The organism is Shewanella jiangmenensis (genome assembly GCF_018596335.1).
GTDB lineage: Bacteria > Pseudomonadota > Gammaproteobacteria > Enterobacterales > Shewanellaceae > Shewanella > Shewanella jiangmenensis.
The window spans coordinates 16,335-41,349 of the sequence record NZ_JAHEPS010000011.1; the positions used below are offsets into that span (position 1 = coordinate 16,335).

Genomic DNA, 25,015 nt, shown 5'->3' on the forward strand with positions numbered 1-25,015 from the left:
CTTTAGATCTGCTACAAAAAATTTTATCAAACCACACCGTATCAATCACATGCTGCTCAAACCGGAATGTCTCACTCCCGCTCTACAACACGCTCCATAATCCAAGCCTGCACTTCTTCTTCTACCCAAGCCACCAAACGGGGACCTAGTTTCACGGATTTTGGGAAACGGTCTTCATTCATGTAGTTATAGATAGAGGAACGGCCAAGACCGGTCAGTTCAGATACTTTTTTTAGTCGAATCAGCTTCATGATGAGCTCCGAGTTATTGAGTCATCACATATGCGGTGGCAGTAATTTTTAACTGTCCGATACCAGACGCTGTGCCCCTTCCTCCCCGCTTTCCCCTTCACGTGCCCACTCCTTCTGCCATATCCGCCGTTCACAGCCTGCCGAGGTTTCGAATATTTTTCAGACATATATCACCCCTGTGCATATACCCAGCATCTCGCCAAATCCATGGAGGCCCTATGCACAAATCCTTATCAACGCCCAAGGACTGCTGGTCACTGACCGCCAAGCAGATCCTCGAAACGGCGGCCAACATAGTCGCCGAGCGTTTTGTTCGCGAAGGCACCTTTAGCAATCCGCAAAGCACCAAGGCGTTTTTGTCATTCAAGCTCAACCAGCATGAGCGCGAAGTGTTCGCTGTGATGCTGCTGGATAGCCAGCACCAGCTGATAGCGTTTCGGGAACTGTTTTTCGGCACCATCGATTGCGCCAGTGTCTACCCCCGCGAAGTGGTTAAGGCTGTGCTGGAGACTAATGCCGCAGCGGTGATCTTTGCCCATAACCACCCTTCGGGCTCGCCCGAACCCTCACAGGCCGACCGCAAGATCACTGAGCGACTGGTCGCCGCGCTGCAGACGATTGATGTACCAGTACTGGACCACATCGTCATCGGCCAAGACTGTATCTCGTTTGCAGAACGCGGCTGGCTGTAACGGCTGCGGTTGCCGTCCACCAGCAAGCTCTCGCTCATCACCTCTTACTGGTTTCTTCACAGCCATGTTCCTAGTGACAAGTGCCAAAAGCATAACCCCTGCCCGCTCTGGTACCCCAAGCGGGACCAGAGCGCGGCAACCACACATCTAAAAGTTATCGACACACATCTACGGACATGAGCTCCCAGTCAGAGCCAATTCCCTTAAGGAGTCATCATGATTGAATTTACCGACAGTTTTTCTCAGGCTGCGGTAGCTGAGGCTTGCAGCGCCTCGCCGCAGCTGCTGAACCTGTTAGCCATCCAGCTCACGCTACCGGTGTTTTTCCGCCCGTTTGACGACGAGGGGCATATAACAGGCGCGCCCGAGATTAAGCCGCTCTGCAGTCTGCGTAAGACCGTGCTGTGGGTATCCGAGCGCGATCTGGTGGGGCATCTACCTAAAGAAATCACTTTTGTGCGCCAGAGTTGCTCATGCAATGACTACGGCCAGCCTGAGGGCGAGTGGCAGCGGATCATCAGCGGCGTTTACTACAACCACGGCAGTAACGAATCACCTGACTGGCGCTGCCATACCTGATTTTTATCCGTCATCACCCAACCATTCACTTCATTCCCAACCACACACCACCGCCCATTGGGCCAAGGAGTTTTTATGACCATCATCCCTTACCCGCATCTCACTCTGCCACCTTGCTTCTATCAGCTGCTTGGTAGTTACCTGAATCAGCGTGTTGAAGATATCGAAGACAGTGAAACAGACATGATCACCCTGCATTTTCGGGATCCGGACTACAGTGCCGAGGATGGCGGCTTTCATCCGGTCGAGATTGGTCTTGAGCGAGAGGGCAAAGACTGGCAGCTGTGTTACCTCACCGACTTTGCCTGGTCAGGCGGACCGTTTCCGGAGCTGGAGAAGGACATCGATTTTTGCTTCAGCGATGACCGGCTCTATCACAGCTTTATCGGCAGCTGTCATCTCACCCAGGCCAATGAGCTGCTGCAAACCTATCTGCAGAACTTCATCAGCTACGTCCAGAACGAAGTGTTCAAGGTTGAGCTCAAGCTGCATTGAGCGTTCGCGGCAATGAACTCTGACGGTACTGAGATTTGGCTGCACCAGTTCACACAGCATGAAATCAAGGCCGTTTGATGAATGGGCACCGGGCTTTGGCTCAGGTGCTCAAAAAAGTATTGTGGGTACCTGCCAAGGCCCGTCCCATGCGGGTTTCACAAAGGCAGGTGCTCACAATGATGAAATAGCATTTTTTAGGAACCTGAGCCCATAGGGCCAAAGGAGTCATTTATGAAGGAAGTCGATGCCATTAAAGATCATGACACCATCAAGCTTATCAGCTACCTGCTGGAGCGCCAGTGTGGCGAGCAGATGCGCGATGTGTGGGACATAGGCCTTAACCTGGCGCTGCGGATAAGCGACCTGCTGGCTATCCGCTTCAGCGACATTGAGGGCGATACCCTGCGGATCCGGGAGCGTAAAACTGGCAAGCTGGCGCGGATTGTGCTCAACGCCAAAACCCGCGAGCGGATAGCGGCCATTCGGGCAACACATCCGCTGCATGTGTACCTGTTTCAATCACACCGCAGCCCAGGAGCTTGCAATAGGCCACCCAGGCCACTGACGCGCCGCGCAGTGACCAAGGCATTTATGCTGGTGGGTGAAGAGCTGAAACTCGATCTCGGTACCCACTCAATGCGCAAGACCCGGGGCTATTGGTTGTATCAGCAGTGCAAGGACTTGGGCCGGGTGATGCGCATGCTGCGCCATCAATCCGAAGCCGTGACCTTAAGGTACATAGGGATCAGCCAACAGCAGATCGATCAGGATTTCCTGCAACTGGAGATCTGAGCTAGTACATCTGAGTTCAGCGGTTACTCCCCGCTCTTTCCCGTATAGCTGCCACCCAAATCTCCACAGCCCGACCTATTACCACCACAGCAACTGAGTTCTATCACCAGCAATACCGCTGTTATCTCCCCATTTCCCCACTAACTCACTCAACTCGCACCGAGCAACCCAAACATCGTCTGGCATTCGTCGCCGGACCAAGGAGCTTTTATGCCTGCGTTTTACCCCGGTGATCATCTGGTTACCAACATTGATGCTATAGGCTTAACCGAACACCACGGCCTGTATGTAGGCCATGGGAATGTCATCCACCTCAATAAAGAAGGCTTTGTCAGCGAAGTTTCGTTGATGAGTTTTGCCGAAGCGCAAACGGTACGCTGCATCGATACCGCCGATGACAGCGAGCTTGCCGTCAACCGAGCCCGCAGCATGCTCGGGCAGCATAACTATCAGCTGTTTCACAACAACTGCGAGCACTTCGTCAACTGGTGCCTGGATAAACCCTACTCGTCCGATCAAGTCAGTAACCTCACCCACCTTGCCGCCCAGGGCATTGCCCGCAGCGGCCTTGCCGGTGAAGTCGCCAAACGGGTAGCTGGAGGGCCACTTGCCACCACAGCCCTGGTATCCACCAGTGCCAAACTGGTAGCCGACTATCTGGGCGCACCGAAGAAGGTCAGCACCTTGATTGGCTATCCGGGTGATATGGTCGCCAAACCGATTGAGAGCCTTATCAACGGTGGCCGAGATACTCTCGATGACACCGTCCACCATCTGCAGCAAGGTGAACTTGGCGAAGCGACAAGGGCATTGGTTACAGGCAGTGCCAAAACGGTAGTCAACGCCGCTATCGTGACGCCAGCAAAAGTCACCGGACATGCCATCAAAACCGTTGCTGAGATCGGCAGGGATATCTGGTGGTGGCTGCACTACTGACGAGCTAAATCAAGGGGAGAAGACCTCTCCCCTCTAACTTAAAACACATGAACCTTCTGGCTACAACCAAAATTCCGATATTCATCATCAAGGATCTTAGTTTTATTTTTTGCAAGATAATTAAGCGCACTGTCGACTGACTGTCGCTGAAGAAAGTATTCAGGCGAGTTTATATTTAGGTAAAACACATTTCTAACAAAGTGTGCGCAACCATCAACCTCTATCTCATTCAAACCTAAAGCCGAAGCCCAAGACTCTATTACCATCGAACTTAGATTACAAATATTTAAATCGAATACTCCCCATCCATAAAAAACATCCTTACTGACAATTAATGCCAGATGATAATGATAATTCCATGCTTCATCTTTCTCTCTGACCCAAACGTACCCAAATGTCAGTTTATGATAATAGCCTCCACCTAACCTCTTTAAATCCATATATCGCTGAAGTCGATATTTCAATGAATCGAAGAAGCGCCTCATGTATGGATGATCATTCACGGTATAAATTTGTGGAAATCTCAAGTCAAACCGAAATACTGACAATCTAGATGACAACATCAAACCCCGTTCAATTACACAATTAATCCGCGACTGGTAAACTGCATTGTAAACCTTGTTATTAGCAACTCTCATGACAAACTCCTAAAATTGTTACATACAAGAGTTCATCCAAGTAAAAATAAACAGGAAAGCAAACTCAAAACAAGAGCATTATATTACCATACCGAAGACAAAAAATATTGAAACAGCATCAATCTCAGCGTCAAGCCAGATATTAAACTAAAAATAAACAAACAAATCATTTTGAAGTTAACCAGCAGCACACTTTATTATCCAGCTGAAATAAATTAAAAACTGAAAGATCAAGATATAAGATCGCATTGAGAATACCAATAACAGAAAACACATCAAAAGTGCCACATCCTTAGCCATAGCCATAGCCATAGCCATAGCCCGCCAAACCTGAGCTCACAAACAACCTTATCCAACATACAATACCGCTTGTAATACACCACATAATTAGACTAACATCTCTACATCAATCACCACTAAGTAGACATGCAATGATTGTAAACAAAGATCACACAAGAAAGACAATTGATGAATTTTGCAAGAAACTCTCATTGAGAGAATCAAATGCTTGCATTAGATATCTTGGAAATTCTGTTGACTATAGTGATGTGGTTGCGTCACAGGAAAAACTATGTTCGATACTTTTTAACAATGCACTAACTGACACCATGATGGATATGGGTCAGCTTTTAATTGGAAATAAAATTCAAGAACTTAAAGATTTTTTAAATAAAAATATCATTCCTGAATCAAGAGTGTCATGGATAAAAGAAATTAAAAGCGAAGAGTTATTCTTCTTTTATTTTATTTTGTTCGATTATGAAAAAACTCACTTTCCGATATTGAAACCTAAAATTACTCCCATATCAAACTATGATTTCGTTAATTTATTCAGTCAAGCAGGGGATTATAATTTTCAAGTAAAAGATCGCGACTATGCTGACAGAATAATTTCATTCTTAGACTCTACAATTTGTCCAGTAGAAAGTAAGTTGTCACTATTAAATAACATTAGAAGTATTTATCACACTTATCTATCTGAAGACTTACTGTCAAATTGGCTGAATAATAGAGATGCCGAAAGAATATATTGGACCGAATCATATCTAAAACAGAAGTATAGTTTTAATATCGAGCAATGGTTAAACCTAAATCAAAAAATATATAGGATAAAAGCATTTATATTCTTTCTGTTTTATGGTGATAGCACTAGTGATAAAGAGCTTTTCAAAATAAAAATTAAAAAAGCATGGAGTCAAGCAAAGTTCAGAGGGCTTGATAATCGCAAAAAGCCTTTCAATATCGTTATGGATAAATCAATAAAAGATAAATTGGACTTTCTTTCAAATAGTCAAAATAGACCACGAAATGAAATCGTCGAAGAGTTAATTAATACTGCTTACAATGAGTTGAATAAGTGAATGTGCAATCAGGCGGCAAGGTAACCGTTTGCCGCCTGTCGTACTGTTCTAAACACATCACCCCAACATTCACCACCACAATACGCCTTTAAAAACAACACCTTGTAAAATCCAGGATTTTCCCGCCACTCGCCTTGCTGCGCATCTTAGCCATTTCTGTTTTGATCGACAGCGCTCAATCCCGAGCGTTCAAAACAAGGAAAGCATCATGGCAAAGTCACAATCATCAGCACCATCTCAAGGTTCTTCAAAAGGCGGCGCACGCGGCCCATCCAGTCATCCAGGGCCAGGCGGAAACTGGCCCAGCACTACTGGTGGTAAATCTGGCGGTGGTCGCGGCAACGCTCCATCACGTTCGCGATAGTTTAAGGACGTCGGCCAAGCTATAGCTTGGCCGGTTGGAGCTTTTATGAAAAAATTTACGAAAAATAAAGATATAGACAGAGTTGTAAGGCAGGTCCTCAAGTTTGGTTGGCGCATCCGCTACGGAAAGAAACACGCCTCCCTCATTGCACCAAATGGACGGCAGTTATCAATTCCATCTACGCCCAGCGATCATCGTGCTTTCTACAATTTCAGCAGCGATCTGAAGAAACTACATCTACAACAAGGACCGTGTTATGCCTAAGAGCTCTGCAGATTTCCCTTTTCCCACCCCTTACGAGATCCTTCGAGCCATCGCGAATGCCATGGATTTCAAACACTCGAATAAATTGCTGGATGAGCGGGCATTTGAACGAAACTTTGATCGCCGTGAGCTTGAACAGGTCATTACACAAATAGGCAATTCAGTAGACAAGTCTATCGGTACCGATTTCAGTCAACTTTTGACAGAATCTATAAGAGAGCAATTCTCTGAGTACCTTGATTTTATTGGCAGCACATCGGCCTGCGGACTAAGAAGAGAGCAAATGCTACCGCTTTTAGCACAAGACCACTTGACCAGCGCCCTAGCCCAATTTGCTCTAAAAATTAAAGACACTTTCAAAGGTCCAGAGCCCGTGTTTCTCTTCAGTTTCGACACATCGGCGATTACCACTGTGCTGAATTGGTTCGAGAATGCCATTCCTGAGTGGGCAGGTTATGTCAAAACTCTGGAGAAACCAGACCGTGATAGGATCGGCTCATGGCTAAAAGGGAACGAACTACCTTCATCCCAATCAATAGCACTGCTTGACCAGAAAACACCTCCTGAAAGCCGAGATGCTCTCAAAATCAACTGGTCACAAATCAAGGCATTACTGGTTTGGGCACGGGCTATTGACTCAATACACAAGAGCATATCAACACGCGCCATTTTCGATGAGGTGCGTGCACTGCTCTGGGGGGCGCGCAAAAAATCGGTTATTTCGACAGCGATAAGAGACATTCAGCAAAGCGCTCAAATTCAGCTGGGTAGTACACTCGAACTCATCGGTCTTCTGCAGCATGAACTTAGACGGACAAGCACCAAAGAAAAATCGCCTGAGTTCTATTGGGAGGCTCTCTCACAGGCCAGAAAACTGTTGTCCGGTACAACTCACCATAAACCAAATCAGTACTGGTTAGACTGGCATGAAGCAAGATGGCACGTGTTCAGCGGGGATCTTATATCAGCGAATAAGTTTTACGAACTTGCCTTTCAAGACTGCTTATTCCGTGCTGGTATCAACCAAAAAAAAATAATTGAAGAAGCGCTCACTGTAGCCGCATGTCAACGCACTCCTGACAAGGTGTTCCTGAAACATCTAAAGTGGGCGCAGATCAACTTTGGCTACGATATTCCCTCTGTAACCTCAAGCCAACCCTCGAAGAAGTTCGATGATTCAATTGAACCCTGGGAGATCAAAATGTGGCAGTCGGCTTTTACAAAAACATTCCCCAAAGCAGGATGGTTTGCTGGCACTTCATATGACCCGTTGTCCTTGTATTATGGTTTGTTACTGGCTGATCCTGATTCGGTGCAGCCCGACTTTAGAAATCCCAATCGGGTAATCAAAGTAGGGGAGACGTGGAAAAAAAGCATGCCTCAACTCGTTTGGTTTTTATATACAGAACAGTATGATACTTGTGTAAAACTGCTGGAATGTGGAGCCAGTGTCGACGTATGCTCAGAATCTGACGAATCGCCATTAATGATGGCATTGGAACCGTTGAGGATTATTGACCCTTTACCCAGAAGTAATGATGAGCGATTTTTTTGGTTAATATGCAAATACTTACATAAAAAAGAAACTGTTAATATTCGTACTCAAAAGAAGCGAATTTTACCGATAATATCAGCTGTAGAATCTGGACGATTGGATATTGTTTTAAAAATATTGGAAATGGGTGCAGATCCTAACGGTAGAGGCGACACTGACGAGCAAACACCATTGAATGTGTGTTTAAAAATGATTGGGATTTTGAAAAATCCCAAAAGAGCATTGTCCAATCAGTTGAACATGGAGATAAACAACGAAGTATTGGACTCAATGAGGCGGTACAACCCAAGTTTTGCTGGTATAGCACTAGAAGATCAGTTGAATGTTTTGTCTGATCCGGTAAGAGCAGGATTCACAGACAGATTCCTTGAACAGTGGTTTGAGTTGATCACCAAATACTTGAACATTAACACAATGCGAGAAATAGCTTCTGTCTTGTTAAAAGCAGGCGCTGATACCAATGCAACTTTCCGAAGTCCGGTGAATGGTTATACCCCCCTAATGATCGCTGCCGAGCTTGATGAAGTAGAATTGTTTAAGCTAATGCTGATTCATGGCGGAGACCCAAAAAAGACATTCTATTGCTCCGGACTACAACAGCATTTGTCTTGTTTTGAGCTAGCGTCAGCTTACCAATCAAAACGAGTCATGAGACTGCTGGAAGACATCTCTCCAAATCTGCAGGGAGCATAACGATGGTTGAGGAAGCTTCCGGTGAAACAAAGGAATCTGTTTCACGCTTGTGCTGATTTATTCCTTAACATTCTGAATACTGAATGAATGCGGAAATACTGGTGTTGCCGGGTGGTGGGTTAATCGGTGGGTAAACATTGTAACCGCCCACCAACAGCCGACATATTGCATTGAATATAAAGATTATTTCAATTTCTATACACAAACAGATCCAGAACGTGGAGTAAGCGTCATCAGGATTTTCTCACCCATGCCAAACCCCCCGGAATATCCCAATCCGGGGGTTTATTTTTACTGATGACTCGCGTTAATTATCAATTGCCCAGCGCTGCAATCCGGATTCACAAACACCCCCACCTGTACTTCCATCAGGTGGGTGTCGGAAAACTGCAGCTGCGTTTGCCGTGCTTTGGGGATGGACGACTGCGCCAGCGCGTTGCTGTCGCCAAAGGCATAATCGACCCGGCCGTGCTCGAGCATTTTAAGGCCCGTGTCGATATCGCTGACGTACTCAACCGCAAGACCGGCATCGGTAAATTGCTTGATAAAATGACCATCAATAATAGAGCGCAGCACCGCCACTTTGGCGGGGGCAAGCTGGACTAAGCTGTCCCAGACAAAGGGCTCTGGAGCACTGCGGCGAAACAACCCCAGTGCAACCTTTTCATCCGACAGGGGCACAAATCGCGCCTGACCGCTGACTATGTCCGGCGGTGGGTAGAAGGAGGCGCACCAATTGCCTTCTGCTATTTCAGTTTGGGCGCGGGCCGAGGGCAAAAAGCGCGGCCGGATCTCAAGGGTGATGGCCGCATCCTGCAGATAGTCAGTCAGCACGGTAAAATTACTGCCGTTATTTGCCTGAGTTTTGGTGGTAAAAGGCGGGTATTCGACCGCGATAACCGTAAGTGGCTGCAAAGCCTCCTGATTGCCTGCAATTTCACTTCTATCAGCAGCGATGCCGTGAGCCGTTTTAGCGTGCACAGCTTCTTTGGTTTTTACCGCTTCTGTGGTTTGCACTGCCTCTATGGTTTGCACTGCCTGTGTGGTTTGCACAGCTTCATTGCTTGGCGCAACCTCAGTATTTGGCGCGGCTTCGCTGCCGGGCTCAGCCTTAAGCGCAGCGCTGAATACCGCCAACGCCAGACACATCAGTAACCTTTGCCTGCGGATAGCCGCGTTGGCGCTACGGTTGGAATATGTGTTGTTGGCGCTGATATTGGATTTGGTGTTGAAGTGAGCTGTGGACAAGGCAGCCTCCCTCGATTCGCTTTACCAAAAAGCTTAATCGGCGATGGCAAACTTTGCCGCCTGCGCCATAAAAAAGAGCGCCGATTGGCGCTCTTTGACTTGCTTGAACATCACAACTCAGAGCTTGGTCACCGTCAGTTTTGGCGAGCGGGGATCCGGCCCTTCAACACTGAAACGATAGCTGCCGGCTTCGCTCACATTAAGCTTAAGGTTGGCACCCTTGGCGGCAAGCGGCTCGGCCTCGGCCAATGTCACATCGGCAAGCTCGCCGGATACAGCACCAAAGTCCACCGTGCTCCAGTCGGCGCTGGCCACTTTAAACTCCACCGCGCCTGCGTCCAGACTGATATCGACGCTGTAGCGGCCGCCGCCCTGATACACCAGTGCGTTACCTGTGCCCCAGCCATTCATGCCGCCGCGCAGGTACACGCTGTTGCCGGCAAAAATGTCGGTTTTATACACGCTTAGCACAGGTGCGCTGCGGTCAGACATATCGAAGATAAAGCTGTACTCTGTGTCCTCATCGAAATTAAGGCTAAGGTTGCCGCCCTTGGCTGCGAGCGCCTTTTCGGTGCCCAGGGTCACGGAGCCATCGGCGTCGGCGCTGCCGAAGTCGACCGTGCTCCAGTCGCTGGAGGCAACCTTAAAGCCCTTGCTGCCGGCGGTAACCTGTACATCGGCGCGGTAAATGCCGCCGCCAAGGTAAGTGAGCTGATTGCCTGTGCCCCAGCCATTCATGTCGCCGCGCAGGTACACCTGCACGCCGGGGAACGGCTCTTCGTTGTACACCTTAAGCTGTGGCAGCTCCTTGTTGCTGGCATCCAGCGCAAACACATAGGTCGCGGCCGTGGTTACGCTGAACTTCAGGTTGGCACCTTTGGCTGCAAGGCTTTCACTCACCCCTTCATCCACCACGGCCACATCGGCCGACAGGGCACCAAAGTCCACCGTGTTCCAGTCTTCGCTGGCAAGCTTGAACTCGTAGTTACCGGCAGCGAGGCTGATGGCAACGCGATATTCTCCGCCGCCGACATAACTCATGGCGTTGGCGGTGCCCCAGCCGTTCATGCCGCCGCGCACATACACAGTGGTGCTGCCAAAAGGCACCACATCCGGCGCGCCCACAGTGGCTGTGGCGGCCAGGCCATCGCCCTGGCTGTCGCCCTGGGTTTTGACAAACACCGCCGTGGTGTACGCAGGCACAGTGAAGGTGCCCTCGTTATCACCAGCGCTGAAGAAGGCGCCGCGCACCCGGCTGTCGATTGAGGTTTGCTGCAGCGGATGCAGGCTGAAACCGGCGGCAGTGGGCACAGTATGTGACTGCTCATCGGCGGTGGCGTTAACCATTACCAGCAGCGCATCTATGTTCGGGTCGAGGTCGGCAAGCCCCGCGCCATCATCGATGCTCATCACAATCACGCCCTGCTTCTGACGCTTACCCACGTTGTGGAAACCCACCCGCGCTATGATGTCATCGGCGGTGGTGAGGCGCAGCAGCTTGGTTTGCTTACGAATTTGCAAAAACTCACCAAACACGCTGGAAGCAAACTGAATGTCGCTGCCAGACACAGCCGCATTGGGGTTGGCCGAAATGCCAGCGATAGTGCCCCAGTTGCTGCCGTTATCCTGTGCCAGCGGCAGACCCACGTTCCAGTTGTTGCTGCTCTGGCTGAAATCGACAAAGTTGAACCAGTCACCGGCATCGTAGCTGTTGCGGTCCATCGACTTGGAGCGCAGCATGTCGCCGCCAAGCTGCAGGAACGGAATACCCTGACTGAGCAGCGGCAGAGTGGCGGCGATATTCTGGGTGCGAACCCTGTCTTCCACGCTCATGCCGATGGGATGGCTGTATTGCAGCTTGTCCCACAGGGTTTCGTTGTCGTGTTTGGAGACATAGTTGATGATATCGGCCGGATCCTCAGCATAGGCGGTCGGCTGTGAGTTCCAGCTGAAGCTGCTGCCCTTGGCCGAGTTGCCGTTGAAGTCTTTCAGCACGTAGTTTTTCAGGTTGCCGGCCATCGACAGACGGAGGGTGTCCTGATCCCGCAGTGCTTCGTCGCTGGCGCTGCTGGCAAACAGCTTGCCGCCGCGAATGGCTTCGCGGATGCGATCGTTGTAGCTGCCCACTTCACTGCCGGCAAGATTCGCCTGGGTTGCCTGCTCAAACAGGCGGTTATCGGCAACCTCACCAAAGTTCCAGCCTTCGCCGTAGAAGTAGTTGTCTGGGTCTACCGCCTGCACCGCCGCGCGGGCCGCGAGCAGTTCTGACTTGGGAATATGGCCCATGATGTCAAAGCGGAAACCGTCGTAGCCGTAGTCCCGCGCCAGCGTGACCAGAGTATCGGTCATCAGCTTGGACATCATCACATGCTCGGTGGCGGTGTTTTCGCAGCAGGTAGAGCGCTGCATGTCGCCGCTGACCGGGTCGTATCTGTGGTAGTAGCCGGGCACCACTTTATCCAGCACAGAGTTGTCGTACAGCCCCGATGAGCTGGTGTGGTTGTAGACCACATCCAGCACGGTGCGCAGACCAATCTGGTGCAAAGACAGGTTCATGGCGCGCAACTCTTTTACCCGCGCTATGCCATCGGGGCTGGAGGCATAACTGCCCTCCGGCGCCATAAAGTGCTGTGGATCGTAACCCCAGTTGAAGCCATCCAGCCCGCGCATGGCCTGTATCAGCGCCTGGGCATCGCTTGAGCCCGGCAGCGCCTGCTCCAGCAAACTCTGGATGCTGGCCGCCTTGTTCTGGGTTTTACAGGCATCGGCGCCATCGTTGATGCGGGCACAGAGGGTGCCGAGGGTGTCGGTAATGTCCACCCGCTCTGACTCAAGCTCATTCACGGTCGCCATGTCGGTGGCAGGCAGCACATGGAAGTGGGTCAGGCCCTCGGCGGCAAGCTTGCTCAGGTGCTGCATCGGCGCACTGTCAAGCTCGGTAAAGGCCAGATACTTGCCACGGTTTGGCGCCGAGGTGCTCTCGTCGCGGATGCTGAAATCGCGGATATGGCCTTCGTACACCACCGCATCTTCCGGATCGGCAATGGCCGGCACCTCGTGATTGTCCCAACCTTCCGGCTTGGTGTCGGCGTCATCCAGGTTCACAAACTGGCTGAAGCGGCCATTGGCAGACACGTTGACCGAGTAAGGATCGGTGGTTTCGAGGGTTTCGAGCTTTTTACTGACCGGATGGTACAGCTTAAGCTCGTAGCGATAGAGCTTGCGGTCAAAGTCGCTGCCGGACACACGCCAAACGCCGCTTTGCACATCCTCAGTCATGGGCACTGATTTAATGAGCTTTTTATCGCTATCGTACAGCTTGAGCGACACCGATTGCGCAGTCGGCGCCCACAGGGCGGCAGTGACTGTGCTGCCATCGTATTGCACCCCGAGCGCGGCTTCGTTGGCATCCGCCTCGCCGCTGGTGTAAAGCTCATCCAGCGCCTTGGCCGTTTGCACATAGGTGGCATAAAGCGGCTTGCCATCAGCATCATAGGAGGCCATCACCAGCTGGCTCTTACCAAGCTCGCGGGCCTTGTCGTCACTCACATCGAGGGCAAAGGCATTCCAGCTCGCGATAGCGGGCGCGCGGGCCTTTTGGGCGTCGTCGAGGCTGGTCTGGCTCAGTTCAAATTGCTCGCCGCTGACGCCGGTCTCATCGCTGATACTGAGATCAGCCGCCTTGGAGGCATGCAGGCTCACTTTGGCGACGCCTTCATCGCTCTGATCCCACACAAGGGTGTGGCGATCAAGCCAGTGGGCGCTCATGCCGCTGATGCTGGCGGGCTGAGCGCCAAGGTTCAGAATGGGATACTCAAACACAGATGGAGTGGCGTGCAGGGTAAAGTTCATCCGCACAAACTTGGCATCGTCCTGCTTGAGCGGCATCTTGAAGTCGCCATCCCCCAGCGCCTTGCCCGAGCCTTCGGTGCCTATGTGGATGATAAAGTTACCGCATTCACCATAGCCGGGTTTGAGTTTCACAATCCAGTAGGCGCCGTAGTTCGGATCTATGCCATCAAACTCATGACCGTTGGCCCAGTCGCTGCTGTCAAAAGGCGCTGCATAGGCATCGCAGCTGTCGCTGTTCCAGGTATGCAGGCGGTAGCCGTTGTACACAGGATCATTGGGAGTGTTGCTGGCGTCTTTCGGGCGGTTGTAATACAGCACGGCCTCATCGGCGGCCGGAAAATACACCGGGTCCGGCAGCGTGGGGTCGGCGCCCACCACACATTGCTCGTTTTTGGCATCGGGCACTGTGGGCGGAGTGCATTTAATCGGTGGCGGCGCCACGCACTGGGTACCGCTGGCATCGGGCACCATGGGCACATCGCAGGTCAACAGTACCTTGCCCGGCTCAGAAGAATCGCTGCCGCAGCCACCAAGGACAAGCGCCCCCAGCAGCACCGCACACAGACGAAAAAGGTTGGTCTTACTCAGCATAAGCTGTGTCTCCCCTCAAAAAAGGTACATGAGCGGCCGCATGGCGACCGCGGAGCAAATCTCGATTACATGGCATAGGTGAACCCCAGGAAAAACTGGCGTCCGAAATACTGCAGGGTGCCGGTTTTGGCCTCGGTGCCGAAGTAGCTCTTGGTGGGCTCGTCGGTGAGGTTGTTGACCTGGAACAGCACCCCGAAGGCGTCGTTCACCTGATAGGAGGCCTGATAATCCACCACGGTTTCGGCGTCGAAGTTCACTACCTGGCTGTTAATCGCCACCTGCTCGGACACAAAGTCAGAGCGGTAACGGGCGCTGATGCGGGTATCAAACCCTTCGTAGCCGTAAAACAGCGTCAGGTTAGCCACGTTTTCGGATAGGCCTTCGAGTGACTGGGGCACCGAATCACCGCCGAGGCTGGTGAGCTTTTGCACTTCGCTCTCGGTGTAGGAGTAACTGGCATTAACGCCAAGGCCATCGAAGGGCTCTGGCAGGGAGGCAAACACCTGGGTGTAAGCAAGCTCGACGCCACGGATATAACCGCCGCCGGTGTTGTTGACCGCCGTGGTGTAGGTGCCGTTGGTGGTTTCAATCTGCTCGCCGCTGACCGGGTCGATGATAAACGCCGGCACGTTGAAGCCATTGCCGCGAAAATCAAATTCCTCAATCGCCACAGTGTCGATAAAGGAGTCAATGTTCTTATAAAACAGCGCCGCCACCAGCGCGCCTTCTTCAATGTAGTGCTCGTACGACAGGTCATACTGGGTCGCATAAAACGGCTTGAGGAAGGGGTTATTGGTACTGGAGCCATTAATCTCGCCATCGTCGTTGACCGAGGCGCTGATATCCCCCGCCAGACGGTTGATGGGCGGCCGCGACATCACCTTGGCGGCCGCAAAGCGGATTTGGCTGTCGTCGGTGATTTTGAAATTGAGGTTAAGCGACGGCAGATAGTCGGTGTAATCAATACCCACCACGGTCGGCGCATACAGGGAGTTGACTATGCCGTTCTCATCGACAATGTACTGGGCGCCGAGGGTCGGATCGCCGCCGACATTCTGCAGCATGCTCGCCGACTGACTGGTATCGACCCGGCGCACACCGATGTTACCGGTAAGGGGCACCGAGCCAAGTTCGGCGTCTATGTTCAGCATCACGTAGGCCGCGAGCACCTCTTCATACACCTCGCCGCTTTGCAGCACAGACCAAGAGTAGTTGGTCGTGTAACCCTTGGGATCGAGCACCCCATCGGCGTTACCCCAGGTTTGCACCGGCTGCGGAATACCCGCCGGGAACCAGGCGTTCAGCGCCTGATTAAGGTCAATCGCAAGATAAGAGGGGAAATAGCTGAAATCCCCCTGCCAATCGACCTTGGTGACCATCTCAGGGGTTAAGCGCAGCGGCGGCTCAGTGCTGGAAAAGCCGCCATCGTTACCGTACTCGAACACCGAGCGATCGTTACTGTAGGTTCGGTCCGACCAACGCACGCCAAACTGCAGCGACTGGGCCCAGCTGCTGTCGAAATCGTATTCCAAGTCGAGGCGATATGCGGTCAGTTCATCTTCGTTTTCATAGGGATAAATGCCGTACTTACTCACCATCACCCGGTTGATATCGGAGAAGGCATCGGCCTGACTGAAGCCCATGTCCGGCAGGTTAAGGCCGTTCAGTAAATAGCTGATGGAGACGTTTTCATCGAACATCGGCTTGTCGGCGTTGGCATCCACCGCCACGTTGGACCACAAAAGGCCGTTACGGAAATCGCTGCTCGCCTTGGATAAAGACACGTCAAAGGCGGCGCGGAAGGTTTCGCTTATCTGCCAGTTGGCGTTGAGGCCGTAGCTGTCGACGGCATCGAAGTCCTGGTTGTCGTCGTTTACCAGCTCGACCCGGGTATAGCTTTGGCTGGTGCGGTTGAAGGTGCCGCCAATCACCGAGTTGCCATCCAGCACCGGATTGGCCACCGCAGCGGTGGGGCCGCCGAGTTTCACCCTGAATCCCCGGGCAAAGGCTTCGCTGTCAAAACGGGACAAAAAGGCATCGGCCTTGAGGGTAAAGGCATCCACAGGTGCCCACTCCAGCGCCGCCATGTAGCCATTGCGGATCTCTACCCCGCCAAGGTGCTGCAGCTCAAACCCTTCGCTGATGTACTCGTTGCCGGGATTGGCATCGGGGCCGTCGATGTCATCAAGCTTGCCGTCCACATCTTTGTTGTCGGCGTAGGCAAGGCCAATAAACTGGGTCGCCACGCTGGGCTGATCGAGCCGCGCATAGCCCAGCGCCAGCCCCAGGGTTTCATCGAGAAACTTGCCCTGATACGAAAAACTCACCCGGCTGCCGTAATCCTCGGCGCCATACACTTCACCGGCGCGGTCGTTGTACATGCCGCGCACGTTGGCGGTGAAACTTTGATCTTTTGCCGCCGCCAGCGGGCTTGCGGTGGCAAGCTCCACAGTGCCGGCGAGGCCGCCTTCAATCAGCGAGGCCTTGGGCGACTTGTACACCGCCGCCGAAGAAATCAGCTCTGACGGATACTGGTCAAATTCGATGCTGCGCGAGCCGCTGGTTGACACCTGCTCGCGGCCATTGAGGGTGGAAAACACAAAACCGCCGGCCATACCGCGGATATTGATTTCGGCCGCCTGCCCGCCGGTACGCACCGCCGAGATCCCGGGCAGGCGCGTGAGCGCATCGGCCATGGACACATCGGGCAGCGAGCCCAAATCGTCCGCCGACAGCTGCTCAGACACGGTATCGCCAAAGCGTTTGGCATTGAGCGAATCAATCAGGCTGCGCCGATAGCCGGTGACCTCGATGACTTCCATCGGCTCGGCGTCATTGGCTTTGGCGGCGGGTTTATCCGCTGCTGGCTTCTCAGCTGCTGATGCATCGGCGGCGCCCTGAGCTGTGGCAGCGGGTCGCTCCACGGCTGACTTATCGGCTGCAGCCGCCGTGGCAGCTTCGTCTGCCTGCGCCCACAGCATGCCGGGCAAACCGGCAGCCGCCAACGCCAGCGTCAGGACGCTGGGTTTGAATTTGAACATAGAAAATCCCCCTGAACTGGCGAGTGCCGAAGCACCAATGCCTTATGGCTGCAATGCTGCAGCCTTATCAACGCTCCTTGTACCGCCAATCCCAAGGGAGCACCTTGTCATGCTTAAGCAATACTAATTCCGGTTAATTTCTAAGCTCAATCCAATGCATACGTATTCACAACAATTAAGCAACAAATGAGCATCACACCGCCCCGCCAGCGCAAAGGCAGAAGCAGAGGCAGAGCAAGGGTGATTAAACTCAGAAAAGAGCGGGTGGATAGCTGCGTGAAGATCATCTCGGCCATGTAACGGTAACTGTCAGCAGTTAATGCAGTCAGCCGTTAATGCTGACTGCTGTTGACGCTGCCCGTCGTTAATGCTGATAAACAAAGAGCGCCAAAAGGCGCTCTTTGTTTATCATGAGTAGCAGATGTCAGGATGCAAGAAACGCCTGCAGCTCAGCGTAACAGCGCACTTCGAAATGGGGCGCTATGCCGCTGTCATTGGTTTTGGCGCCGGGGTTGTACCAGCAGGTATGCAGCCCGGCATTGAGGCCGCCCTGAATGTCGCTCGACAGGGTATCGCCCACCATCAGCACCCGCTCGCGGGCGGGGTTGCCCATGGCATCCAGCGCATGGTCAAAAATCGCCTTGTCGGGCTTGGCAAGGCCGACTTCTTCTGAAATGACCAAGAGTTCAAAGTGTTCGGCAAAGCCGGTGCGCTCAAGCCGAATGCGCTGCAGCTCGGTAAAACCGTTGGTGATAATGCCAAGGCGGTAGCGGCCTTTGAGGCTTTCAAGCAGCTCGGGCACCTGTGGCAGCGGCGCACAAATGTCGGCCATCGCCTGCAAAAAGCCTGAGTTAAGCTCGCCCGGTGCCACCCCAAGCCGTTCACCCCAGAGGGTAAATCGCTGCTCCTGCAGGGTTTTGGCGCTGATGCGGCCATCCTGATACGCAAGCCACAGCGGCTTATTCAGCTGTTGATACTCTTCGTAATGGGCCGTATCGAAATCCACCTCGAAACGGGCGAAGAGGCGCTTAAGCCCGGCAAAGGCATCGAAATGAAACAGGGTTTCATCGGCATCGAATAACACCCAGTCAAAACTGCGTGGCTGGCGTTGGGACATAAAACTCGGCTCCGGAAACTCAAACAGCAGGCATTGTAAGCCAAGGCGGCCGCGCCCCCAAACCTTGTGCCCTGAAACTTTGCCTCTGCCAGACGCACAGTTGACGAATGAGTTGACCATAAAAATCGCCACAGGCGCAAAGCTGCTATTATTTTCACTGTTCAGACAGTAAAGCCAAGGCGGGAGAACCTATGGAAAAGGCAAAAATTCTGGTCATTGATGACGACCCGGTAAGCATCAGCGTACTGCTGTCAATTCTTGGCGATCAATACGAAGTCACTTCGGCCAATGCCGGCAGCGTGGCGCTCGAACTGCTCAGCGTATTGCGCCCCCACCTCATACTGCTCGACATCACCATGCCCGACGTCAATGGCTATCAGGTGCTAAGCGCTCTTAAATCCGATGCGGCCACCGCGAGCATTCCAATTTTGGTGATTAGCTCACTGACCGAGCCATCAGACCGCGAATTCGCCCTGAAGCTTGGTGCCGACGACTACCTCACCAAACCCATAGCCCCCAGCACTGTGTTCGAGATGACCTGTAAATACCTGGGCAGTTAACCCAGGCACTTAACCCGGTCGCCATCTGCCCGCATCAGTGATGCGACTGACTTAATCCCCGCTGCCCCTCTCAGACTTTGTTACCGTCGCAAGCCGTGGTATCACTGTATTTCTGGTTAGCAAAGAGCTGAAAATAAAAGAGCTGCTAATAAAAGCTCAAAGCTGGCTAATCGCAGAACTGATGAGGTTCGGCTGATGCCTGCAAAGCAGCTTCTTTTGAGCGGCTCGATTATGCAAGCAGCAGGCGTTCAGCCTCCCTTCATCCCCTGTGGGGTAAAACCTGCCTGCATTTTATTTAACTCCACGACCCGGCGGCCTGCCGGTGGTCGTGTTTGCGGAGATTCTATGACACCCCAAAGCAAATGGCCGCAGCTGCTGCTAATCCTTATCGCCCTCGCCCTGCTGATCCCGGGCCTGAGCCTGCCGATGCTGAGCCTCGATGGTCAGGCCGACAAATCCAAATTCGCCCAAACCACAATCGAGCTCATGACCGATGATGGTGACGTGCGCGGCATTCTCGGCTCCATGTCGGCGTTTTTGGGCTTTAATCAGTTCGAAGGTCAGGTCGAGATTTACCAGAAAAGCCGCAGCATCCTTGGCACCATCAGCGACCTTTTCAACAGCGGCAACGTGCTGGTCGGCATCCTTATTGGCACTTTTTCAGTGGTGATCCCTACGCTCAAACTCTTATCGCAGGCGCTGCTGCTGTTTGTCTCAGGCACCCTCGCCCGTGGGCTCAAGGGTTTTATCGATGCCATCGGTAAATGGAGCATGGCCGATGTGTTTGTGGTGGCGATTATCGTCAGCTACCTTGCCGGTAACGCCAAAGGGCAGATGGGCGAACTCATCATCATGAACGCCCAATTTGAGCCCGGCTTCTGGTACTTCACCGGCTACTGCCTGTTCGCCATCGCCTCCAATATGATGATGAGCAAACGAGAAACCAACGACACATTACACAGGGCTGAAAACTGATAAAAACAATGCCATGCGTCTCAGCCAAACCTGAGGCGCAGGCAGGCGCCGCTGGTTCTTGTCACCAGCAGCAGGTCGCCGCCGTGGTTGACCATGATTTGCTTGGCGAGCGCAAGGCCAATGCCTGAGCCCTGGCGCTTGGTGGTAAAAAATGGCACAAACATCATCTCGGCCGCCTCGGGGGTCACGCCGGGGCCGTTATCTATCACATCCAGCAGCAGCATCGAATCGTTCTGATGATGGCTGACAAGCTCGATACAGCCGCGTGCGCCCGGCATCAGCGCAATCGCCTCGATGGCGTTTTTCACCAGATTGATCAGCACCTGCTCTATCTGGCTTGCATCCAGCATCAGGATGCGGCCGTCACTGACATCGCACACCAGCGTCACACCCGCCTCGCGGCACTGGGTCTCCAGCAAGGGCCGCACGCCATCAAGCAGCTGCGCCAAGGTCATGGGCTGCAGCACCGGCCTTGGTATGGCCGCCACCTTGCGAAATTCCTGAATAAATTGCCCCAGATGATGGGTGCGGCTCGCCAGTGTCTTGAGTGCCAGCGCAAGGTCGTCCTTGTCATCGTCAGTCTCGAAACACAGCCCAATTGGCATAAGCCCCTGGCAGGTGTCGGCAAGGGATGCCAGCGGCGTTATTGAGTTGGCGACCTCGTGTGTCAGCACCCGGGTGAGGCGGCTGTAGGCCTGCTGCTCACGCTGATTGAGCGGGTCGTGAATGGATTGAAGTGTCACCAGCCGGATAAGCCTGCCGAGGATCTGCGCCTCGCTTACCTGCAGCGAAAGTGTGTCCTGCCGTCCTGCGCCCTGCCAGGGCAAGGTGGCACGACCCACCCGGCTCATCTGCGCACCAAGCTCCCCAAGGTCGGCAAGCGACTGACACTTAAGCCCCAACAGCCTTGTCGCGGCGGGGCTTTGCTCCAGCACCTGTCCATCACCATCGCAAATCAGCAGCGCCAGATCGGTATGCAGCAGCACCTGACGTAAAAACTGCGCCTGCTCGCCTGCTTCGCCGCGGGCCTGCAATATTCGTTGCCGCGCCTCTTCAAACAGCCGCTTGAGCGGATGTTCTGAGTTAAGCCCAAGCGTACCGTCGCCATTGGCAAGCGCCCTCAGCAGCTGCTCGGGCAAGCGCTGCTCGCGCCGAAAGGCCACCAGCAGCAACCCCACAAAGCCACAAATCAGCAGCAGCACCGCCAGCAAGGATGCCCCCATGCCCTGCGTCTGCCACAGCCAGTGGCCGGTCACACTCAATAGCAGCAGCATCATCACCGGCAGAATAATTTTGAGCATCAGGTCTTTCATGGCTCAGAGTCCGTATTTTTCCATGCGCCGATAGAGCGCGCCGCGGGTGAGCCCGAGCGCCTTGGCGGCGTGACTGACATTGCCCTGAAAATGGCGCAGCGCCGAGGCTATGGTGTGGTGCTCGACCCGCTCAAGGTCAAACACAGGCTCACCTTCATCCTGCAAGAGTGGGCCAACCGGGGCAGATGCATTGGCAAACGCTGCGACTTCTGCTGCAACCGGCAACTCGCTGCGGGCGGCAAACAGCAGCGCCGTGTCGAGCCGGTCACCATCGGCCAGGATCACCGCCCGCTCTATGGCGTGGGACAGCTCGCGCACGTTGCCGGGCCAGGGGTAGGCCCTGAGTTCATTCAGTTGCGAGGGCTGCAGACGAAGTTCACGCCGGTACTTACGGCCAAAGTGCTCAAGATAGTGATTGGCAAGCAGTTCAATATCTTCCGGCCGCTCGCGCAGCGGCGGCAGACGGATTTCGATGGTATTGATGCGATACAGTAAATCCTGACGGAAACGGCCATCGGCCACCGCCTGAGGCAAGGCCTCGTTGGTGGCACAGATTAAGCGGATATCGGTATGAATCGGCTTGTTGCCGCCCACCGGCGTCACCTGACGGTTTTGCAGTGCAGCCAGTAACTTAACCTGCTGCTCCAGCGGCAGGTTGCCGATTTCATCCAAAAACAGGGTGCCACCACTGGCAAGCTCAAAGCGGCCAACCCGGTCGGCGCGGGCATCGGTAAAGGCGCCCTTTTTATGACCAAAGAGTTCGCTTTCCATCAGCGAGCCCGATAAGGCTCCCATGTCCAGGCCAATAAAAGGCCCTTTGGCGCGCAGGCTTTGCTGATGAATGGCATGGGCGGTCAGCTCCTTGCCGGTGCCGCTCTCGCCGCTGATAAGGATATTGGCATCGGTTTGCGCCGCTTTGGCAATAATGTCAAACACCTGCAGCATGGCCTTGCTGTGGCCAAGCAGATTTGGCACCGCGCCCGACATCACCTGACTGAGCCCCTGGGCACGGCGCGCCACCTGGCCCAGTGCCCGCTTGTCGCGGCCATGATTGAGCGCGGTGGCTACCGTGGTCAGCAGCTGCTCGTTCTGCCACGGCTTGGAGAGAAAGTCGGTTGCGCCGCACTTGATGGCCTCCACTGCCCGCTGCACGTCGCTGTAGGCGGTCATCAGGATCACCGCAATGGCGGGGTCGAGGGCGTGGATTTGCTTAAGCCAGTAAAAGCCTTCCTGACCGCTGATGGCATCGCGGCTGAAATTCATATCCAGCAGCACCACATCCACCGCATGCTCGGCCAACGTTGCCTCGATGGCGTGGGGGTCATCCAGGGTCAGCACCCTTTCATAGTGCTGTTTCAACAGCAGGCGGGTGGCGAGCAGCACATCCGGGTTGTCATCCACCACCAACAGGGTCGCGGCTTGTTTCATGGCGCATTGTCCTTTTGCGTCGTTTTGAACATCTGATATAAGCATGTTAAGCGAAGGTTTCAGCCTACCCCAGCGATAACAAAGTGTCCATAAATGGACGTTTTGCCACGTCCAAAGTGTTCACCAATGGACACCCGCCCCTATCGCCACGTCTCAAAATCAGCCTATCACATTGAAATTAAACAACTTAAAAACTTGGCACAAGGTTTGACTATATCTGGCATCACCACAGTTAGCCTGTGCCCAAGGAGACAAGACCATGGACAAGAAAATCACCCAACCCGGCTGGAAACGCTCATTCAAGGCCAGCGCCATCGCAGCCGCCCTCTTTTCAGTTGCCGCCATCGGCTACGCCTTCAGCAGTGGCAACAGCGGCAGCAGTCAGCATGTGGCGCTGCAGGGGCTGGATCTGGCCGTGGTCAAACAGGGCGTGTTTCAGGACACCCTCGCCGTGCGTGGCCGGGTGCTGCCAAAAACAACCGTGTACCTCGACAGCGTTGCCGGCGGTCAGGTGGAAGAGCGCCTGGTGCAGCATGGCGATTATGTTGAAAAGGGTCAGCCACTGCTGCGCCTTGGCAACACGGCGCTGCAGCTCGAAGTGATGAGCCGCGAGGCCCAGGTCACCGAGCAGCTGAATTTTTTGCGTAACACCCAAATGACCATGGAAACCAACCGCCTGAACCTCAAGCGCGACCTGCTGGAGACCGAGCTGCAGATCCGTCAGGCCAAGCGTCGGCTGAATCAAATCAGCCAACTGGTCGACAAGGGTCATATCGCCAAGGACGATTTTTTGCAGCTGCAGGAAGACCTTAAATATTACGAAGAGCGCCGCAAACTCACCCTGGAGCAGCAACTGCAGGAAAACAGCATCCGCCAGCAGCAGCTCGCCCAGCTCGAAGACAGCGCCGCCATGCTGCAAAAAAACCTGACGCTGGCCCGCAGCAACCTCGACAACCTGCTGGTGCGCGCCCCGGTGTCCGGCTTTTTGAGCGAGCTTAATGTGGAAGTGGGCGAGTCCAAGGAGCGCGGCGCCCGCCTCGGCCAAATCGACGTGCCCGGCGAGTTCAAACTGGTGGTGCAGCTCGATGAGTTTTACCTCAATCAGGTCACTCAGGGCATGCCCGTTAAGGTAAAAACCGCCAAAGGCGCGGTGGAAGCCAGCATCAGCCGGGTCGATAACCGGGTGAATCAGTCTCAGTTTCAGATTGAAATCGCCCTGCCCGCCGACGTGCAGGACATCCGCCGTGGCCAGAGTCTCGATGCCGAGCTGGTGCTGGGGCAGGAGCGGCAAAATGCGCTGCTGCTCAAGCGCGGCGCCTTCTTCTCAAGCACAGGCGGCAACTGGGTCTATGTGGTCAGCGGTAACGGCGACAAGGCCGAAAAGCGCGCCATCCGCCTTGGCAAACGCAATCAGGATTTCTTCGAAGTCACCGACGGACTCGAGCAGGGCGAACAGGTCATAGTCTCGGGCTACGGCAACTTCGATAAAGCAGATACACTCAATCTCAGATAATTGAATATCACAGAATATTAGGGACATATCATGATTAAGCTCACCAACCTTTCCCGCGTGTTTCGCACCAGCGATGTCGAAACCACCGCGCTGGACCAGATTAACCTGACCATCAACAGCGGCGAGTTTGTGGCCATCATGGGGCCATCGGGCTGCGGCAAATCCACCCTGCTCTCCATCCTTGGCATGCTGGATTCGCCCTCAGACGGCAGCTATCAGTTCGATGGCAAGGAGATAAGCCGGTTCGGCGAAAAGCAGCTCGCCAGCCTGCGTAAGTCCAGCATCGGCTTTGTGTTCCAAAGCTTTAACCTGATTGACGATTTAACCGTGTTCGAGAACGTCGAGCTGCCGCTGCAATATCAGCAAATCGGCAAAGAGGAGCGCAAACAGCGGGTCGAGGCCATGCTCAAGCGGGTGGGCATAGATCATCGCGCCGACCATCTGCCGCAGCAGCTCTCCGGCGGTCAGCAGCAACGGGTGGCGGTAGCGCGGGCGCTGGTTATTCAGCCCAAACTCATCCTTGCCGACGAACCCACTGGTAACCTCGACTCCAAAAACGGCGAAGAAGTGATGCAGATGCTGCGGGAGCTGAATCAGGAAGGCACCACTGTGGTAATGGTGACCCACTCAGAAAAAGAAGGCAGCTACGCCGACCGCCTGGTGCGCATCCTCGATGGCAAGGTGCTGTTGGACAGAGCCAAACAGGCCGCCGCCCATCAGCCGGTAAATAGCAGCGTCAGCAGCGAGGTGGCCTAAC

The 25,015-nt window shown here is 53.6% G+C and carries 19 protein-coding genes; 11 read left to right on the top strand and 8 right to left on the bottom strand.

Annotation, left to right across the window (positions count from 1 at the left end; all coding sequences use genetic code 11):
• Positions 1–71 precede the first annotated feature (71 nt).
• Positions 72–251: an AlpA family transcriptional regulator gene (locus KJI95_RS17820; RefSeq protein ID WP_214508558.1), complete on the bottom strand. Its 180-nt coding sequence runs from the start codon at positions 249–251 to the stop codon at positions 72–74.
• 218 nt (positions 252–469) lie between these two features.
• On the opposite strand from KJI95_RS17820, the gene radC reads away from it, so the two are divergent.
• The 5 genes from radC to KJI95_RS17845 all read left to right on the top strand — a co-directional run bounded on the left by radC (position 470) and on the right by KJI95_RS17845 (position 3,745).
• Positions 470–943, top strand: coding sequence for a RadC family protein (gene radC, locus KJI95_RS17825; protein WP_214508559.1), 474 nt, complete (start codon positions 470–472; stop codon positions 941–943).
• A gap of 216 nt (positions 944–1,159) precedes the next feature.
• Positions 1,160–1,522, top strand: coding sequence for a hypothetical protein (locus KJI95_RS17830; protein ID WP_214508560.1), 363 nt, complete (start codon positions 1,160–1,162; stop codon positions 1,520–1,522).
• 75 nt (positions 1,523–1,597) lie between these two features.
• The gene (locus KJI95_RS17835) at positions 1,598–2,017 is read left to right on the top strand and encodes a DUF2787 family protein (protein WP_214508561.1); all 420 of its coding nucleotides are present in this window, start codon (positions 1,598–1,600) and stop codon (positions 2,015–2,017) included.
• A 231-nt stretch (positions 2,018–2,248) separates the two neighbouring features.
• Positions 2,249–2,809, top strand: coding sequence for a tyrosine-type recombinase/integrase (locus tag KJI95_RS17840; RefSeq protein WP_214508562.1), 561 nt, complete (start codon positions 2,249–2,251; stop codon positions 2,807–2,809).
• Between the two features lie 210 nt (positions 2,810–3,019).
• Positions 3,020–3,745: a lecithin retinol acyltransferase family protein gene (locus KJI95_RS17845; protein WP_214508563.1), complete on the top strand. Its 726-nt coding sequence runs from the start codon at positions 3,020–3,022 to the stop codon at positions 3,743–3,745.
• 38 nt (positions 3,746–3,783) lie between these two features.
• Here the strand turns inward: KJI95_RS17845 and KJI95_RS17850 are convergent, their stop codons facing one another.
• Positions 3,784–4,383 (bottom strand): inovirus Gp2 family protein, encoded by a 600-nt coding sequence (locus KJI95_RS17850; protein ID WP_214508564.1) that lies wholly within the window; start codon positions 4,381–4,383, stop codon positions 3,784–3,786.
• A 431-nt stretch (positions 4,384–4,814) separates the two neighbouring features.
• Between KJI95_RS17850 and KJI95_RS17855 the strand changes: the two genes are divergently transcribed.
• On the top strand, positions 4,815–5,744 hold the full coding sequence (locus KJI95_RS17855; protein ID WP_214508565.1) for a hypothetical protein: 930 nt from the start codon (positions 4,815–4,817) through the stop codon (positions 5,742–5,744).
• A 620-nt stretch (positions 5,745–6,364) separates the two neighbouring features.
• The gene (locus tag KJI95_RS17860; protein WP_214508566.1) at positions 6,365–8,620 is read left to right on the top strand and encodes an ankyrin repeat domain-containing protein; all 2,256 of its coding nucleotides are present in this window, start codon (positions 6,365–6,367) and stop codon (positions 8,618–8,620) included.
• A 291-nt stretch (positions 8,621–8,911) separates the two neighbouring features.
• Here KJI95_RS17860 and KJI95_RS17865 read toward each other — a convergent pair whose 3' ends face one another.
• The 4 genes from KJI95_RS17865 to yjjG all read right to left on the bottom strand — a co-directional run bounded on the left by KJI95_RS17865 (position 8,912) and on the right by yjjG (position 18,469).
• Positions 8,912–9,868, bottom strand: a complete 957-nt coding sequence (locus KJI95_RS17865; protein WP_214508567.1) for a transporter substrate-binding domain-containing protein — start codon at positions 9,866–9,868, stop codon at positions 8,912–8,914.
• 117 nt (positions 9,869–9,985) lie between these two features.
• Positions 9,986–14,311, bottom strand: a complete 4,326-nt coding sequence (gene pulA, locus KJI95_RS17870; protein WP_214508568.1) for a pullulanase-type alpha-1,6-glucosidase — start codon at positions 14,309–14,311, stop codon at positions 9,986–9,988.
• Between the two features lie 65 nt (positions 14,312–14,376).
• On the bottom strand, positions 14,377–17,352 hold the full coding sequence (locus KJI95_RS17875) for a TonB-dependent receptor (protein ID WP_214508569.1): 2,976 nt from the start codon (positions 17,350–17,352) through the stop codon (positions 14,377–14,379).
• Between the two features lie 424 nt (positions 17,353–17,776).
• Positions 17,777–18,469 carry a pyrimidine 5'-nucleotidase gene (yjjG, locus tag KJI95_RS17880; RefSeq protein ID WP_214508570.1) on the bottom strand — a complete coding sequence of 231 codons (693 nt, stop codon included), beginning with the start codon at positions 18,467–18,469 and terminating at the stop codon, positions 17,777–17,779.
• Between the two features lie 191 nt (positions 18,470–18,660).
• Here yjjG and KJI95_RS17885 point away from each other — a divergent pair, with 191 nt between their 5' ends.
• Together KJI95_RS17885 and KJI95_RS17890 are read left to right on the top strand one after the other, a co-directional pair.
• Positions 18,661–19,029 carry a response regulator gene (locus KJI95_RS17885; protein ID WP_214508571.1) on the top strand — a complete coding sequence of 123 codons (369 nt, stop codon included), beginning with the start codon at positions 18,661–18,663 and terminating at the stop codon, positions 19,027–19,029.
• A gap of 345 nt (positions 19,030–19,374) precedes the next feature.
• On the top strand, positions 19,375–20,004 hold the full coding sequence (locus KJI95_RS17890) for a paraquat-inducible protein A (protein WP_214508572.1): 630 nt from the start codon (positions 19,375–19,377) through the stop codon (positions 20,002–20,004).
• A 20-nt stretch (positions 20,005–20,024) separates the two neighbouring features.
• On the opposite strand, the gene KJI95_RS17895 is transcribed toward KJI95_RS17890, so the two are convergent.
• Positions 20,025–21,317 carry an ATP-binding protein gene (locus tag KJI95_RS17895; protein ID WP_214508573.1) on the bottom strand — a complete coding sequence of 431 codons (1,293 nt, stop codon included), beginning with the start codon at positions 21,315–21,317 and terminating at the stop codon, positions 20,025–20,027.
• A 3-nt stretch (positions 21,318–21,320) separates the two neighbouring features.
• Complete coding sequence (locus KJI95_RS17900) at positions 21,321–22,745, bottom strand: sigma-54-dependent transcriptional regulator (RefSeq protein WP_214508574.1); 1,425 nt, start codon at positions 22,743–22,745, stop codon at positions 21,321–21,323.
• Positions 22,746–23,004: 259 nt separating this feature from the next.
• On the opposite strand from KJI95_RS17900, the gene KJI95_RS17905 reads away from it, so the two are divergent.
• A complete protein-coding gene (locus KJI95_RS17905) occupies positions 23,005–24,258 on the top strand; it encodes an efflux RND transporter periplasmic adaptor subunit (RefSeq protein ID WP_214508575.1) in 1,254 nt (417 codons plus the stop codon).
• A gap of 30 nt (positions 24,259–24,288) precedes the next feature.
• Complete coding sequence (locus KJI95_RS17910; RefSeq protein ID WP_214508576.1) at positions 24,289–25,014, top strand: ABC transporter ATP-binding protein; 726 nt, start codon at positions 24,289–24,291, stop codon at positions 25,012–25,014.
• Position 25,015: the final 1 nt, after the last annotated feature.